Consider the following 14,318-nt stretch of genomic DNA (forward strand, 5'->3'; position numbering starts at 1 on the left):
AGTCATGTGCGTATTCCGTCAGGCAGGTTGTTGAGTGCGCAGCTTCTCGGCACGGCCACGCAGCCACTCCAGAGTCAGCAGCAGGGCGATGGAGAAGCCGATCAGCAGCGTCGCCGCGGCGGCGATGGTCGGGCTGAGGTTTTCCCGTATGCCGCTGAACATCTGCCGTGGCAGGGTGATCTGCTCCGGTCCGGCGAGAAACAGCGTCACCACCACTTCATCGAACGAGGTGGCGAAGGCGAACAGCGCGCCGGAAATTACCCCCGGCGCGATCAGCGGCAGTGTCACCCGGAAGAACGCGGTCAGCGGTGATGCGCCGAGGCTGGCCGCAGCACGCACCAGGTTGTAGTTGAAGCCCTGCAGCGTCGCGGAGACCGTGATGATCACGAAGGGCACGCCGAGCACCGCGTGCACCAGGATCAGCGACAGGTAGCTGTTGCCCATGCCCAGCGGGGCAAAGAACAGGTAGCTGGCGACACCGATGATCACCACCGGCACTACCATCGGCGAGATCAGCACCGTCATCAGCAGCGCCTTGCCGCGAAATTCCGCGCGGGTCAGGCCGACCGCCGCCAGGGTGCCGAGCACCACGGCAAGAAAGGTCGCGGCGGGCGCGATGAGCATGCTGTTCTTCAGCGAGCGCATCCAGTCGGCCGAGCTGAACAGCGCCTCGTACCAACGCATGGAAAAGCCCTGCAAGGGATAGACGAGGAACGAGCCGGAATTGAACGACAGCGGCACGATGACCAGTACCGGCACGATCAGAAACAGCAGCACCAGCGCGCAGAGGATGCGCAGCGCGTAGTACCAGGCCCGTTCGACGGGCGACATATAGGGGCTCAGCATGAAAGGTTCTCCTGCCCGGCATGAAGACTCTGAAAAGGCGGCCGCGCCGCGACGTGCGTCATCTCAACCCAGCCGCAGGCGACTGGCACCAACCAGCCAGCTGTAGATGACGTACAGCAGCATGGTGGCGAGCAGCAGCAGGCCGCCCAACGCCGTGGCCATGCCCCAGTTGATGGTGGTGTTGGTGTAGAAGGCGACGAAGTAGCTGACCATCTGGTCGTTCGGGCTGCCGAGCAGCGCCGGGGTGATGTAGTAGCCGATCGAGATGATGAACACCAACAGGCAACCGGCACCGACGCCGGCCAGCGTCTGCGGGAAGTACACCCGCCAGAAGCTGGCGAACGGATGACAGCCCAGCGACACCGCGGCGCGCATGTAGCTCGGCGAGATGTTCTTCATCACGCTGTAGATCGGCAGGATCATGAACGGCAGCAGGATGTGCACCATGGCGATGTACACGCCGGTGCGGTTGAACACCAGCTGCAGCGGCTCGTCGATCAGACCCATCTTCAGCAACGCACCATTAATGAGGCCGCCGGACTGCAGCAGCACGATCCACGCCGCCACACGCACCAGAATCGAGGTCCAGAATGGCAGCAGCACCAGGATCATCAGCAGGTTGCTCTGCCGCGCCGGCAGGTTGGCCAGGAGATACGCCAGCGGGTAGGCCAAGAGCAGGCAGATCGAGGTGATCACCAGCCCCATCCAGAAGGTGCGGGCGAAGATGTCCAGATACACCGCCTGGTCCGGCGAGACCTTGGCCAGCTCGCCCAGCTCGTCGATGCGGTGATCCAGCGCCGCCAGCAGGTAGTAGCCGGTCACCGCACTGTCGTTGCGCTGGATCACCTGCCAGAACGCCGGATCGCCCCAGCGCTCGTCGAGGGCTTCCAGTGCCTCCTGATAAGAGGCTGGTGTCTCGCGAAACGGCATCGCCCGCGCAGTCTTGGTCAGCAGGCTGCGATAGCCCGCGAGCTCCATGTTCAACCGCTTGGACAGATCGCCCAGGCTCTGTTCACGGCGCGCCTGATACAGATCCTCGGCCAGCGCCTGATAGGCAGGCTCGGCTGGCAAGCCACGACCATCCCATTCGGCCAGCGCCGCCAGCGTGCGTGGCAGCGTGTTCACCACCTCGGGGTTCTCGACGCTGCGCCAGAGCAGCGAGGCGATGGGTACCAGAAAGGTCAGCAGCACGAACAGCAGCAGCGGCAGGATCAGCGCCTGCGACTTGAGCTTGTTCACCCGTTCGGCCCGTGCCAGACGCTGTTTCAGATTGGACTCGGCGATCTCGTTCGCCGGCAGGGATATTGCTGTGGCCATGAAGACTCCGCGATTCGTTCCGATAGCTGGGACCGGCCCCGCCAATGCGGCGGGGCGCTCAGGTCAGCGTGCTGCCCAGGCGTTGAAGCGCTGTTCCAGCTGCTCGCCGTAGTCAGCCCAGAAGGTCACATCCATCGCCACCTGATCGGCGATGTTTTCCGGTGCGGTTGGCATCTGCGCCAGGCGCTTCTGATCCAGCAACGACACGGCCTGGGTGTTCGCCGGGCCGTAGGCGATGTTCTCGGAATAAGCCTTCTGCTGCTGCGGCTCGACCGTGAAGGCGATGAACTTGCGTGCCTGCTCCTGGCTCTTGGCGCCCTTGGGGATGGCCCAGGAATCGAAGTCATAGATGCCGCCACTCCAGACGATCTGCAGATTGCTCTCGTTCTGCACGGCGGCGATGCGGCCGTTGTAGGCGCTGCTCATCACCACGTCGCCGGAGGCGAGAAACTGCGGCGGCTGCGCACCGGCTTCCCACCACTGGATGTGCGGCTTGAGCTGATCGAGCTTTCTGAAGGCGCGGTTCTGTCCGTCCTTGGTGGCCAGCACCTTGTAGACGTCCTTGACCGGCACACCGTCGGCCATTAGTGCGAACTCAAGGGTGTACTTGGCGCCCTTGCGCAGGCCGCGCTTTCCGGGAAATTTCTCGGTATCCCAGAAATCCGCCCAGCTGGCCGGCGCGCTCTTGAGCTTGTCGGCGTTGTAGGCGAGCACCGTCGACCAGACGAAGAAACCGACGCCGCAGGGCTGGATCGTACCTTCGACGAAATCATCCGGATTGCCGACGATGCCCGGGTCGAGTTCCTCGAACAGCCCTTCATCGCAGCCGCGAGACAGTTCCGGTGACTCCACTTCCACCAGGTTCCACGACACGCTGTTGGTGTCGACCATTGCCTTGACCTTGGCCATTTCGCCGTTGTACTCGCCGGCGATGATGCGGCCGTGCCCCGCCGCGTCCCACGGCTCGTAGAAGGCCTTGACTTGGGCCTGCTTGTTGGCGCCGCCGAAGCTCACCGCGGTGAGATTCTCGGCAGCCGCGTGTCCGGCACAGACGAGTCCGAGCGCCAGCGCGGACAGTTTCAGGTAGTTGCTCATACCAGTTCGCTCCTTGATGCAGTTGTGTGGGTTTTTCCAGGCATCGCCTCAGGCCGCTTGCAGCGGGTCGAGCGCACGAACGTGCTCGACATGCCAGCCGATCGGGACCACGTCGCCGACCTGCAGGGCGCTGTCGAACTCGGCGATCGGCTGCTTGACGAAGAAATCGCTGACCCCGCATACCTCGAGACGGATGCGGATGTGGTCGCCGAGGTAGATGAACTCGGCAACGCGCCCGGTGAAGCGGTTCGGGCAGTTGGCACTGGCGCCGTTGAGCAGCACCCGCTCCGGGCGGATCGACAGGCTGACCGGCGACCCCGTCGCGCCGACGTTGACCGCCAGCGCCTCGACGGTTTCGCCGCGGCCGAGCTTGACCGTGCAGCTATCGCCACGACGGTCGAGCAGATGCGCCGGCAGGCGGTTGTTCTCGCCTAGGAAGTTGGCGACGAAGGTGTTCACCGGCTTTTCGTAGAGCGTGCGCGGGTCTTCGATCTGCTGGATCTGGCCCTGATGGAACACCGCCACCCGATCAGACATGGTCAGCGCCTCGCCCTGATCGTGGGTGACGTACACCACGGTGACGCCGAGGCGTTCGTGCAGATGCTTGATCTCCATCTGCATCTGCTCGCGCAACTGCTTGTCCAGCGCGCCCAGGGGTTCGTCCATCAGCACCAGCTGCGGCTCGAACACCAGCGCGCGGGCCAATGCCACGCGCTGTTGCTGGCCGCCGGAGAGCTGCGCCGGATAGCGGTTGCGAAAGCCCTCCAGCTGGACCATCGCCAGGGCGCGCTTGACCCGCTCCTTGATGTCCGGCTTGGCCATGCCGCGCACGCTGAGCGGAAACGCCAGGTTTTCCGAAACCGTCATGTGCGGGAACAGCGCGTAGTTCTGGAACACCATGCCCATGTCGCGCTTGTGCGGTGGCACGTTGTTGATCGCCCGGCCATCGAGGAGGATTTCCCCCGCCGTGGGCGTTTCGAAGCCAGCCAGCATCATCAGGCTGGTGGTTTTGCCCGAGCCAGACGGCCCGAGCAGGGTGAGGAATTCTCCGCGGCGGATGTCCAGATTGAGATCCCTGACGATCAGCGACTCACCGTCATAGCTCTTCTGGATGCCGCGAAAGCTCACCAGGATATCGTTCGCCGTTGACTCGACCATGCTGCTGCACCTGCGTAACCGTTGAACCGTGGTCACAGCGTAGAAGCGCAGCGGCGGTGGAAAAATCGGTACAGCGGAGCGATTGGCCTAGGCGTGAGGGAGAGTCGCGTGTAGGGAACGCCCTACACGGCGGGTCGGTGGCTGGTGCTCAGACCAGCTTGTGTTCCATGGCGTAGCGCACCAGATCGGCCACCGAATGCGCCGCCAGCTTCTGCATCAGGCGGGCCTTGTGGGTGCTGATGGTCTTGCTGCTGAGCGCCAGCTTGCCGGCGATGTCGTTTACAGAGTCGCCCTGCACCAGCCGTTCGAACACCGAGTATTCGCGTTCGGAAAGCAGCGCATGGGGTGGACGCGAATCGGTCAGGCCGACCTCGAAGACCATGCGATCAGCCAGCGCCGGGTCGATGTAGCGCCCGCCACCGGCGACCTTGCGCAGAGCGGTGAGCAGCAGCGCCGGCTCGCTGTCCTTGGTCGCGTAACCCGCCGCGCCGATCTTCAGCGCCCGCGCCGCCATCTGCGCCTCGTCGTGCATCGACAGCACCAGCACCGCCGGCGGCTGGCTCAACGCGCGGATTCGCGGTATCGCCTCGAGGCCGTTGACGCCAGGCATGGAGATATCCAGCAGCACCACGTCGCAACTGATCTGGCGCAGCTGATCGAGCAACTGCTGGCCATTGGCGGCCTCGCCGACCACCTGCATGTCACGCGCCATGCCGATCAGCTGCTTGATGCCCTCGCGGACGATGGTGTGATCTTCGGCGACCATGACCCTGATCATGACGGCAATGCTCCAGTGCTTGCGGCTGATGGAAGTGGCACCGGATCGAGTGGAACCCGCGCCGTGATGGTGGTGCCCTCGCCGGGCTGGCTGTCGATTATCAGTTGCCCGCCGAGCATCTGCACCCGCTCGCGCATGCCGACCAGGCCGAACGAACTGCCGGCGCCGCGCGCGGCCACAGGAAAACCGCAACCGTCGTCGCTGACGCGCAGACAGAGCATGTTGCCTTCGAGGAGTAACTGCACGCTGACCGTCTGCGCCTGGGCGTGCCGCATCACGTTGGTCAGCGACTCCTGAAGAATGCGGAACAGGCCGATGGCCTTGGCGTTGCCCAGCAGTGGCGGACATTCCGGCACCTCGACCAGGCAGGCCACGCCGCTGCGCTCCTCGAAGCGCCGCGCCTGCCATTCCACCGCCGAGGCAATGCCGGCATCGAGAATCGGCGGGCGCAGCGCGGTGGCGACATCGCGCACCCGCTGGAACAGCTGGGCGATCAGCCGCTTCATGCTTTCCAGCCGCTGCGCCAGGGCCGGGTCGAGGTCGGCGAAGCCCAGCTCGCACATCGAGGTTTCCAGCTTGAGTACGGTCAGCACCTGGCCCAGCTCGTCGTGCACCTCGCGGGCGATATGCGCCTTCTCTTCCTCGCGCACCGTCTCCAGGTGCGCGGCTAGCTGACGCAGCTGCGCCCGCGAAGCATCCAGCTCCAGCTCGATGCGCTTGTTGTCGGTGATATCCCAGACGATGCCGTCCCATACCTGGCGGCCATCCGGCTGGCCGCGCACGGAGGCACGGATGTCGGCCCAGCGCACCTCGCCATCGCGATTGAGAATGCGCCCCTGCCAGCGCCAGTCCTGACTTTTCTCCAATGCCAGCTGCTGACTGGCCCAGTAGCCGGCCTCGTCGTCGGCGTGCACCAGGCTGCGGATACCCTGCCCCGGCTGCAACAGGCGCTCGGCGGAATAGCCCACCAGGCGCTGGCTGGCCTCACTGATGTAGGCGACGCGCACCGGGGCCTGCGGCCCGTCGCGCTCCAGGCGGAACACCAGCCCCGGCACGTTGCCGGCCATGGCCTTAAGCCGCGCCTCGCTCTCCTGCAGCTGAGCGCTGGCGCGACGGCGCTCGGTGATATCGGCAAGAAACACCACCAGATACTCACGACTGCCGAAGCGCAGAAAGCTGTAGGTGACCGCCGCCGGAAAGCGCTGGCCGTCGGCGCGCTGCCACTCGCATTCGTGCACCTGGCGATCATCTTCGCCCGTGCGGGCAGCGCGCCAGCGCGCCAGCCATGCATCCATGCCCAGCGCCGGATCGAATGTTTCCAGTGGCTGATCCAGCAATCCGCCGGAGGCATGCCCGAGCAACATCTCGGCGGCCTGGTTGGCGTAGCGCACGCGACTGTCCCAGTTGAGCCAGAGGATGCCGACGGTGCTGTGATCGAGACAAAACTGCGTCAAACGCTGCGCTTCTTCGGCCGCCTCGCGCAGCTCGATGTCGCGGCGGGCGGTCTTCAGCCGGCTTTCCAGCACTCCATGCTGGCGCCGCTGCCAGGCGAGCATCAGCAGGCAGGCCAGCAGCAGAACGCCGAGCAGCAAGCTGAGACTGCGCCAGTAGCTGATCTCGCGGCCCAGATCAATGCTGCGGGTCTTGAGCCACTGTTCTTGCAACTGACTGAATTCCCGCGCCGGAAATTGCCGCAGCGCCGTATCGAGCACGGTCGCGAGTTCGGCGCTGTCACGCAGTGAAGCGATACGCAGCAGCTGCGGGTTGCCCAGATCGCCGACCACCGCCAGCGAGTCGTACTCCACCTGCTGCGACAGGCGCGCAAACACCGGCTCATCGATCACGGCATAGCTGGCCTTCGCCTCCAGCACCTGACGCAGCGCATCGGCTTGGCTGGTCGCCGTCAGCACGGTGATATTGGGATAGTTGCTGGCAAGGAACTCGGTGACTGGTCCCGGCCCAACGGCGGAAACCAGTTCGCTCGGATGCAGATACTCCAGGTCGATGGCGCGTGGACCGCCACGGTCTCCAACGAGCAAGCGCGGGATGCGCAGAAAGGGATCGCTGTAGCGCCATAGCCGCAAACCGGCCGGCGTCTGCCGCAGGCCCGGTGCCACATCGATCAGGCCTTCGCGGGCGGCCTTCTCCAGCGCAGCCTCGTCACTGAAGCGGCGCCATTGCAGGCGCACCCCGAGGTCGTCCGCCAGATGCTCCATCAGCTGCACATGAAAGCCTGACAGGCGCCGCTGGCGCTGGTCATACTCGGCGTAGGGCGCGCCCATCACCACCCCGACGCGCCACTCCGGATGCTGCTCCAGCCAGGCACGACTGTCGGCGTCGAGCGTCACGGCGCCAGCCGCGAAAGGCAGCGCCAGGCTGATGAGAAGAACGAAACGCAGGGATAAGGCGAGCATATATTCACGCAATTGATGGGCGTGCCGACACGCTGTTGTAATGCATAACCCCTGCCGGCGCCAGCGTGGTACCGGCATCCATAGCGGAGACAATCCATGCGTCGTTTGTCTGCTTTCGTGCTTTTGTTCGGCGTCACGCTTGGCGGCGGCGTGCCGTACATCGCAGCGGCGCAGGAACCGGAGGCGCCTCAGGAAGCACCGGCGGAGGAGCCAGCAGCAACGCCACGACCATCGCCACAAACTCGTAGCGAGGCGCTGGCCGCAGGGCTGCAACGACAGCTTGAGGCCACCGCCCAGCTGCAGCTCGGCGACGAAGACAAATTCCTCGCGCTCTGGCACCCGGCCAATACTGCGAAGGCCCGCGGCGTGCTCGTCATTATGCCGAGCGAAGGCGAGACCGCCGATTGGCCACGCGCAATCGGCCCGCTCCGGCGCGGCCTTCCCGAACATGGCTGGCATACCCTCAGCCTGACACCCGCTGATCCGGCGCTTAGCCCTGGCCCGCGCCCGCCAGCGCCAGAAGCCCCGGCTGCGGAAGAAAAGTCCGAAACGGAAGAAAACGCTGAGCCTGACGCCACCGATACCCAGCCGGCCGCGGCGCAAACCACTTCGGCGGGCTACCTGCCTGAGCAGACGGCAGCCACGGACAACGACGAATCGACGCCGCCACAAGCCGAGCAGGACACGCCGCCACCAACTCATGCCGAGCGCATGCTGGCGCGCCTGGATGCTGCCATCGAGCATGCGCGCACACTGCAGGCGTCGACGATTGTTCTGATCGGCCATGGCACCGGCGCCTACTGGGCGAGCCAGTACCTGGCACAGCTTCAGCCAAAGGATGTTGGGCAACTGGTGGTGATCGACCCACGCGCACCGTTGCAGGGGGAACAGCCGCTGGAGAGCTATCTCGCAACGCTACCCGCCGCCATCGGCGACTTCTATACGGGCACCGGAGCAGCCGCAAATCAGCAGGCACTGCAGCGGCGCAATGCAGCGCGCCGTGCTGGGCACCCGGACTACCGCCTGGTCGCACTGCCAGGTCTGACCGGTGACCGCAATACCGAACAGGAACAACTGGTGCGTCGCGTGCGGGGCTGGCTGGAGCGCAAGCCGCCACAGTGACGCCCGCTCAGCGAAAGCCGCGGCGCTCGCGAATCAATGCATAGGCACTGTGCAACTCGCGGGTGCGCTCGGTTGCGTCGCGCACCTGGGCGGCATTCGCACCAGCCCCCGCCTGCTTGTCCGGATGGTGCTTGCTCAGCAGGCGCCGATAAGCGCGCTTGATCAGCTGCGGGTCGGTATCCGGACGCACACCCAGCAGCTGCATGGCCTGCTCGTAAGCACCACCCCGACCGGCCGGCGCCTCCTTGCGTCGGGTCGCGCCCGGATCGAGCGCGGCCACCTCGGCAGCATCCCAACCCAGCCACTTGCCCCAGAGCAGCACCAGCTCGTGCTCGCGTGCGCCCATGCTTCCCTGCGCACGTGCCATGCGCCAGCAGGCCTGGATCAGGCGGCGGCTTTCCTCGCGCTGGCTGCGCAGCCGTTGCAGGGTATCGCGCAGGCCGTCACCGCTCGACTTGCCGCGGTTGAAGGCGGCGATGGCCTGCTGCTGCGCGGTGGCATCGAGCCCCTGCCGGCGCATCTCGTCACGTGCGGCCTGGATATGCGCCGGACTCACGCGACCGCCACTCTTGGCCAGACGCCCCAACAGAAAGAACAGCAAATCCCGGCCTTGCAGCACCGGCTTGCCGGCCAGGCGCGCACGCAGGCTGGTCCAGGAATCGAGTCCCAGACGACGATCGAGCACCTGACCCAGCAGACCGCCGAGCAAAGCCCCCGGAATGCTGGCCAGCAACCAGCCGATCAGCAGCCCCAACAGCGTGATGGGCCAGAACATGTCAGCGTCGCGCCTCCAGTAGATGCTCGACTTCCGCCAGACGCTCATGGGTACCCACGTCGATCCAGGCCCCGCCAAAGCACTCGCCGGACACCTGCCCATCTGCCATGGCGCGGCGCAACAACGGCGCCAGCTTGAACGCACCCGGCTGGCAGCCTTCGAACAGCGCAGGATGCAAAACGGAAATGCCACTGTAGGTCAGCGCGTCACCATTGACCTCGGGCTCCGTGACGGCCGATTCGCCCAGGCTGAAATCACCCTGGGGGTGGTGCGGGGGATTGTTCACCAGCACCAGATGCGCGAGCCCGTGAAGCGGCCGTCTCAGCCGGGCGAAATCGTAGTCGGTCCAGATATCGCCGTTGACCACCAGGAACGGCTCATCGCCGAGCAGCCCCAACGCCCGGTGAATCCCGCCGCCGGTTTCCAGGGGTTCACTCTCGGCCGAATAGCGGATGGTCACGCCGAAACGGCTGCCGTCGCCCAGATAGTCTTCGATCTGCTGGCCGAGCCAGGCGTGGTTGATCACCAGTTCCTCGAAACCCGCGGCCGTCAGGGCACGAACGTGGTACTCGATCAGCGGCACGCCGGCGGCGCGAACCAGCGGCTTCGGCGTGTGCAGCGTCAGCGGGCGCAGCCGCTCGCCCTTGCCGGCGGCCAGAATCATCGCCTTCATGCGTGCGGTGCCTGCGGCAGCTCTGCCAGCAGTTGCTGCAACTCGGCCAGCTCCGGTCTGCGCGCCAGCACGGCCTCGATATAGGCAAAGAAGCGCGGCACGTCAGCGAGGTAACGCGGCTTGCCGTCGCGATGGCAGATTCGCGCGAAAATGCCGATCACCTTGAGGTGGCGCTGCAGTCCCATCAGGTCACTGGCACGCAGGAACTCGTCGAGCGATTCGGGCAGCGTCACACCAGCAGCGCGCGCCTTGTGCCAGTAGCCTTCGAGCCAGGCCCGCACCTGCGCTTCTGGCCAGCTGAGAAAGGCATCCTTGAACAGCGAGGTGATGTCGTAGCTAACCGGGCCGAGCACCGCGTCCTGAAAATCCAGTACACCAGGGTTCGGCTCGCTGATCATCAGATTGCGCGGCATGTAGTCGCGATGCACCAGCACCCGTGGCTGCGCCAGCGCCGAGTCGATCAGTTGCCGACAGATACGCTCCCACGCAGCCTGCTGTGCTTCAGTTAACGTATGGCCGAGATGGCGCTGCACATACCACTCGGGGAACAGCTGCAATTCGCGACGCAGCAACGCTTCGTCGTATGCCGGCATCGGCTGCGCCACCGGATGCAGCTGGAACTTGAGCAAGGCCTCCACGGCATCCTCGAACAGCTGCTCGGCATTGCTCTGATCGATGACATCCAGATAGGTCTGGCGGCCCAGATCGGTCAGCAGCAGGAAGCCGCGCTCAAGATCGGAGGCCAGTATCTGCGGCACATGGACGCCGGCTTGATCCAGCATCTGCGCGACCTTGACGAAGGGTCGGCAGTCTTCCTGGGGCGGCGGTGCGTCCATCACGATCAGGCTGCGCTCGCCACCCTGCCAGCGGAAGTAACGGCGGAAGCTGGCATCGCTGCTGGCCGCAGTGAGCTGCGCCGCCGGCACTTCGCCCCAGCCGCAACGGGCGAAGACTTCGGGTAATTGCTGTTCCAGCCAGGCGCTAAGGTCCAGCAGACGTTGATCTTGATGCGGCATCCAGGGGGTCTCCACGGCGCTAGCCGATAGGCGGGTCATGCTTTATTATCCTGCATCTTGTGCGACACGGCATGGTTCGTGTTGTGCTTGGTAGGCAGCTGTGCCAGCAGAACCTAAGCCTTTGAAATATAGGGTTTAAATCTACGAAACAGCACAAGTATCTGGCCTCGTTCAGGCTTATAAAGACCCGCATGCGGGGATGCGAATTCCCCGTGCAGGGAAAGGAGCGTCTCGAATTTGCCGTCCGGCGAGTTCGATCGAAGCCCATCGAAAAGACAATCCGGTAACCGCCGGCTTGCTCAAACACTCCATAGCCCTGAGGCGACATTCTCGCCTCAGGGCGAGAAGTCACCTCTGGCAATGGCTTGTTGGCCATCACCCTTGTCGAGAGACACCAGAGGTACTTGTCCTAAGCACAGAGCGAAAGCTCTGCTTGTCATTGTCCAACCATCGCCGGCACGGGATGGTAGCGGACTCGTTGTGCGACCAACGGTAGCCTAGGGAAACATGCGTCACTGGTAACGGTGGGGTATGAAGCTTTCCCGACAATGTAGCCCCCATTATGGGTGCGCACTCGCTGCGAGGCAGTGTTGCAGATGCTCGGAGCAGTACCGGGTTGAGGCGCTAGGCTGGCTGGTATGGGCAACACAAGTGAACTGCTGATAAACGTCGTAAGGATAACCATGCCCAAGCTGCTGTCAGGCATGAACCAAAAGGTACGAGGTCGGTTATCTCCGTGGGATGTGGGGATACGTCGCCATCATGACCTCCGGCGAAAAGGCAGGCCCTAACCCAGTCGTGTGACAAGCAGGGAACGTGGTAAGCCCGTATTGCTGCCCTTGTGGCAGGGGAGCCGTAAGGCGAACTGTTGGCGGTGCGGGTATGGGATTGCAGAAAAAGCGAATGCCGGGCTGTAATGGTTCGGATAGGGGTTCGAACATCACCCCACGGGAAACCGGGCAGACTTCTGCATGGTCTTTCGTCGCATGACGTCTGACTGACCTCACTCAAATAGGTGGCAAGCCCACCAGGCTCGTATCCCTTCACGGGATAGGGGAAACGCAAGGAGAAAACGGATGAACGCTTTTGCTCGTGAGATTCTCGCGGCCGCAAGGCAGGCTCCGGCCATCTACTTCGCGCCGCTCCTGGGTGCGATTCAGGAAGTAAAAGCCGAGTGGCAGCGCCAAGTGCGCGGCAACGAGGCCAGCTCTTCTCTGGATAGAAAGCGCTAGGAGCACCCGCAAGCCCTCCAGGGTTTGCCGTAGCCATCATCAACCCCGTTCGGGACCATTGTTCCCGAACGGGGGCAGTGCGTTTCCGCTCGGGTTCTACCTGAGAGGAAAGCAGCATGAAAGAACTCAGCCAGCCGGCCGAGTCTGCGTTTTCCGACACCCCGCAGCAATGGCACGACATCGACTGGTGTCGTGTGCAGCGGAATGTCCGAGGAATGCAGATACGGATTGCGAAGGCTTGTCGGGAAGGCAGATGGCGCAAGGTGAAAACCCTGCAAAGGATGCTGACCCGCTCGAAGTCGGCCAGATACTTGGCCGTACGACGAGTCACTGAAAACCAGGGCAAGCGCACGGCGGGAGTCGACCGCGTGCTCTGGGATACACCCCACGCGAAATGGAAAGCGGCTCAAGGGTTGAAGCGGCACGGATATCAGCCACGGCCTTTACGGCGCGTGTTCATTCCGAAGTCGAATGGGAAGGAGCGCCCTCTGGGTATCCCGACCATGACCGACAGGGCCATGCAGGCGCTGTATCTGCTGGCGCTGGCGCCCATTTCGGAAACCGCGGGTGATCCGAACAGCTACGGCTTCAGGATCGAGCGCTCTACGGCAGATGCAATGGGGCAGTTGTTCGTCTGCCTATCCAAGAAGGCTTCGGCCCAATGGGTATTGGAGGCGGATATACAAGGATGCTTCGACCACATCAACCATGACTGGCTGATCGCCAACGTCCCGACGGACAAGGCGGTTTTAAGGAAGTGGTTGAAGGCTGGTGTAGTACACAAGGGCCAGCTACAGGCAACGGACGCTGGTACGCCACAAGGCGGGATCATCTCGCCAACTTTGGCAAACATGGCACTCGATGGCCTGGAATCACAGCTCAAGCAGCACCTGAGCGTGACAAGGGCCAAGAAGCTGAAAGTCAATGTGGTGCGATACGCAGATGATTTTGTGATTACAGGTACCTCCCCGGAGGTACTGGAAAACGAGGTCAAACCTTGGGTAGAGCAGTTCCTGGCGGTACGCGGGCTGCGGTTGTCACCTGAGAAGACGCAGATCGTCCATATCGACCAAGGCTTCGACTTCCTGGGATGGAGCTTCCGCAAGTATCAAGGGAAGCTCCTGATCAAGCCCAGCAAGAAGAACGTCAAGGCGTTTTACAGCAAGGTCAAGGGAGTTATCGAGAGCAGCAAAACAGCAAGGCAGGAGGATCTAATCCGAGCGCTGAACCCGATGCTGCGAGGCTGGGCGCTATATCACCAGCCCGTAGTTGCCAAACAGGCGTACAGCCGCATGGACAGCAAAGTGCTCCTCAAACTCTGGCGTTGGGCGAAACGGCGGCACCCGAACAAATCGCTGGAATGGGTGCAAAAGCGGTATTTCAGCACCACTGGCGACAGAAATTGGGTGTTCGCCACCACGGTAACGGAAGGAGGTGGGGCAACACGGGAAATTGCGCTGTACTCGCTTGCGGGTACGCCAATCGAACGACACAAGAAGGTGAGCGGGGAGTACAACCCCTTCGATCCCTCCATGGAAGAAATGGGCGAAAAACTGCGGACGGAGCGGATGCTGAAAAAGCTGAAGTACCGGACTCAAGTTGCCAGCCTGTTCCAGAGTCAAAAAGGACTGTGTCTGCTGTGCAATCAACCGATTACCAGGGAAACAGGTTGGCATGACCACCACATTATCTACCGCTCACAAGGTGGTAGAGACTCCCTGGATAACCGGGTACTATTGCACCCAATTTGTCATACACAACTCCACATACGTGGCCTGACAGTGAGTAAGCCGGCCCTCTCGGGGGCTTTGTTAAAGGCTTGAGCCGTATGCGCTGAAAGGCGCACGTACGGTTCTTAGGGGGGAGTTGGCCAGCAATGGCCGGCTCCCACC

General features: G+C 63.4%; 12 protein-coding genes. 3 read left to right on the forward strand and 9 right to left on the reverse strand.

The features are described 5' to 3' along the window. Positions 1-18 precede the first annotated feature (18 nt). The 6 genes from LW136_RS19025 to LW136_RS19050 all read right to left on the reverse strand — a co-directional run bounded on the left by LW136_RS19025 (position 19) and on the right by LW136_RS19050 (position 7,608). Positions 19-846 carry an ABC transporter permease gene (locus tag LW136_RS19025; protein ID WP_058063699.1) on the reverse strand — a complete coding sequence of 276 codons (828 nt, stop codon included), beginning with the start codon at positions 844-846 and terminating at the stop codon, positions 19-21. A 63-nt stretch (positions 847-909) separates the two neighbouring features. After that, a complete protein-coding gene (locus LW136_RS19030; protein WP_234173590.1) occupies positions 910-2,163 on the reverse strand; it encodes an ABC transporter permease in 1,254 nt (417 codons plus the stop codon). Positions 2,164-2,226: 63 nt separating this feature from the next. Further along, positions 2,227-3,258: an ABC transporter substrate-binding protein gene (locus LW136_RS19035; protein ID WP_234173593.1), complete on the reverse strand. Its 1,032-nt coding sequence runs from the start codon at positions 3,256-3,258 to the stop codon at positions 2,227-2,229. 48 nt (positions 3,259-3,306) lie between these two features. Continuing rightward, entirely contained in the window at positions 3,307-4,416 is a 1,110-nt protein-coding gene (locus LW136_RS19040; protein ID WP_125862469.1) for an ABC transporter ATP-binding protein, read from the reverse strand. Between the two features lie 148 nt (positions 4,417-4,564). After that, positions 4,565-5,194: a response regulator gene (locus tag LW136_RS19045; RefSeq protein ID WP_008568256.1), complete on the reverse strand. Its 630-nt coding sequence runs from the start codon at positions 5,192-5,194 to the stop codon at positions 4,565-4,567. Continuing rightward, positions 5,191-7,608 carry a PAS domain-containing sensor histidine kinase gene (locus LW136_RS19050; RefSeq protein ID WP_125862470.1) on the reverse strand — a complete coding sequence of 806 codons (2,418 nt, stop codon included), beginning with the start codon at positions 7,606-7,608 and terminating at the stop codon, positions 5,191-5,193. Before LW136_RS19050 ends, LW136_RS19045 begins: the two co-directional genes overlap by 4 nt. A gap of 96 nt (positions 7,609-7,704) precedes the next feature. Here LW136_RS19050 and LW136_RS19055 point away from each other — a divergent pair, with 96 nt between their 5' ends. Further along, on the forward strand, positions 7,705-8,730 hold the full coding sequence (locus LW136_RS19055; RefSeq protein WP_234173595.1) for an alpha/beta hydrolase family protein: 1,026 nt from the start codon (positions 7,705-7,707) through the stop codon (positions 8,728-8,730). Between the two features lie 7 nt (positions 8,731-8,737). Here LW136_RS19055 and LW136_RS19060 read toward each other — a convergent pair whose 3' ends face one another. Genes LW136_RS19060 through LW136_RS19070 form a run of 3 tightly spaced genes read right to left on the reverse strand, consistent with a single transcriptional unit; the run spans position 8,738 to position 11,194 of the window. Beyond that, the gene (locus tag LW136_RS19060; protein ID WP_234173598.1) at positions 8,738-9,505 is read right to left on the reverse strand and encodes a TerB family tellurite resistance protein; all 768 of its coding nucleotides are present in this window, start codon (positions 9,503-9,505) and stop codon (positions 8,738-8,740) included. Between the two features lies 1 nt (position 9,506). Then, the gene (murU, locus tag LW136_RS19065; protein WP_042924940.1) at positions 9,507-10,178 is read right to left on the reverse strand and encodes an N-acetylmuramate alpha-1-phosphate uridylyltransferase MurU; all 672 of its coding nucleotides are present in this window, start codon (positions 10,176-10,178) and stop codon (positions 9,507-9,509) included. Then, positions 10,175-11,194, reverse strand: a complete 1,020-nt coding sequence (locus tag LW136_RS19070; RefSeq protein ID WP_234175283.1) for an aminoglycoside phosphotransferase family protein — start codon at positions 11,192-11,194, stop codon at positions 10,175-10,177. The genes murU and LW136_RS19070 overlap by 4 nt, the downstream gene beginning before the upstream one ends. A 1,076-nt stretch (positions 11,195-12,270) precedes the next feature. Here LW136_RS19070 and LW136_RS19075 point away from each other — a divergent pair. Together LW136_RS19075 and ltrA are read left to right on the forward strand one after the other, a co-directional pair. After that, positions 12,271-12,426 carry a hypothetical protein gene (locus tag LW136_RS19075; RefSeq protein WP_023445885.1) on the forward strand — a complete coding sequence of 52 codons (156 nt, stop codon included), beginning with the start codon at positions 12,271-12,273 and terminating at the stop codon, positions 12,424-12,426. 116 nt (positions 12,427-12,542) lie between these two features. Next, a complete protein-coding gene (gene ltrA / locus LW136_RS19080; RefSeq protein WP_023445886.1) occupies positions 12,543-14,249 on the forward strand; it encodes a group II intron reverse transcriptase/maturase in 1,707 nt (568 codons plus the stop codon). Positions 14,250-14,318 lie beyond the last annotated feature (69 nt).

Source organism: Stutzerimonas kunmingensis (genome assembly GCF_021432085.1).
Taxonomy (GTDB): Bacteria; Pseudomonadota; Gammaproteobacteria; order Pseudomonadales; family Pseudomonadaceae; genus Stutzerimonas.